Annotated in this window: 1 protein-coding gene; it reads left to right on the top strand. The window is 63.3% G+C overall.

The window, feature by feature from the left end; all coding sequences use genetic code 11:
* The first annotated feature begins 259 nt into the window (after positions 1-259).
* Positions 260-1,336, top strand: a complete 1,077-nt coding sequence (locus tag A2I95_RS37785; protein ID WP_291737563.1) for an ABC transporter ATP-binding protein — start codon at positions 260-262, stop codon at positions 1,334-1,336.
* Positions 1,337-1,416: the final 80 nt, after the last annotated feature.

Here is a 1,416-nt window from a genome sequence, read left to right as displayed (position 1 = left end):
TGGCGGTGCCAAGCCCCCGCTGGAGAACGAGAAGCCCGCAGGCCAGACCGTCAACTATGACGAGCTGGTAGCCCGCTGGGCGACTGAGTAAACTTGTCCTCCCGGTCCGGCCAACGATCCCCATCAATTGGCCGGGCTTTGCAGGGCCCCGGAGACACTTTCCCGTCTTCGGGGCCTTCTTCCCCAAAAGACTGCGCGCCCCCGCCCCCCCGCATGCACCTGGGCGCAAACAGGCCGCCTGCCAGAAAGTCAAAGCAAGATGGCACTCGAACTTAAGGGTGTGACCAAGCGCGTCGGCGCTATTCAGCACATCAAGGACACCTCGCTGGTGCTGGAACCCGGTCACTTCAACGTCCTTCTCGGCGCCACCGGCTCCGGCAAGACCTCACTGATCAAACTGATGGCGGGCCTCGACCCGATGGCCAGCGGCCAGGTGATCATGGACGGCGAGGATGTCAGCCGTCTCAGCACCCAGAAACGCAACATCAGCCTGGTGCATCAGTTCTTCATCAACTACCCGCATATGACGGTGTACGAGAACATCGCATCGCCGCTGAAAGTGGCCGGGATGGCCAAGTCGGAAATCGCCGGCCGGGTTGAGGAAGCCGCAGATATCCTGCAGCTGAAGCCAATGCTGCACCGCCGCCCGCATGAGCTGTCCGGCGGCCAGCAGCAGCGCTGCGCGCTGGCCCGTGCGATTGCCAAGGAAAGCCGCGCGGTGTTCCTGGATGAGCCGCTGGCGAACCTCGACTACAAACTGCGCGAGGAGCTGCGCGACCAACTGCCCGAGCTGTTTGCAGGGCGCGGCGCGGTGGTGGTCTACGCAACCTCCGAACCGGAAGAGGCGCTGCTCTTGGGTGGCAAGACCGCGCTGATGCGTGACGGCCGCGTCACCCAGTTCGGCCCCACCGCCGAGATCTACCGCAACCCCGGCAATGTCGATGCGGCGCGGGTGTTCTCGGACCCGCCGATCAACACCGCCGAGATCATCAAGCAGGGCAGCATGGCCCGCCTTGGTGCAGGCGTCACCTGGGAACTGAACGGCGATGCAGCGAACCTCAGCGATGGCACCTACACCATCGCGATCCGCCCGCATCACGTGCTGCCTGTGGCGAAAAACGGCGCCCAGGTGCAGCTGTCGGGCCAAGTTCAGGTAACCGAGCTGTCCGGCTCTGAAAGCTCGGCCCATTTCGACATGGGCACCGGATCGGACACAGGCAGCTGGGTCTCACTGGCCCACGGCGTTCATCCCTACCGCGTGGGTGAGTTGCACGATTTTTACATGGACCCCGCGCAGGCTTACTACTTTGCCCCTGACGGCAGCCGCGCGGCGTGAGGCATCAATGGCTAAAATAACACTCTCAAAACTGCGCCACAGCTATCTTTCAACGCCAAAGTCCGACTCGGACTATGCGC

It is taken from the genome of Leisingera sp. F5 (genome assembly GCF_001593695.1).
The sequence above is the reverse complement of the archived record's forward strand: the minus strand, read 5'-3'. Positions and strand labels throughout refer to the sequence as shown.

Bases quoted from the DNA above. Each gene is read 5' to 3' on its own strand.
- A2I95_RS37785 (WP_291737563.1), top strand. From the start codon at position 260: ATGGCACTCGAACTTAAGGGTGTGACCAAGCGCGTCGGCGCTATTCAG.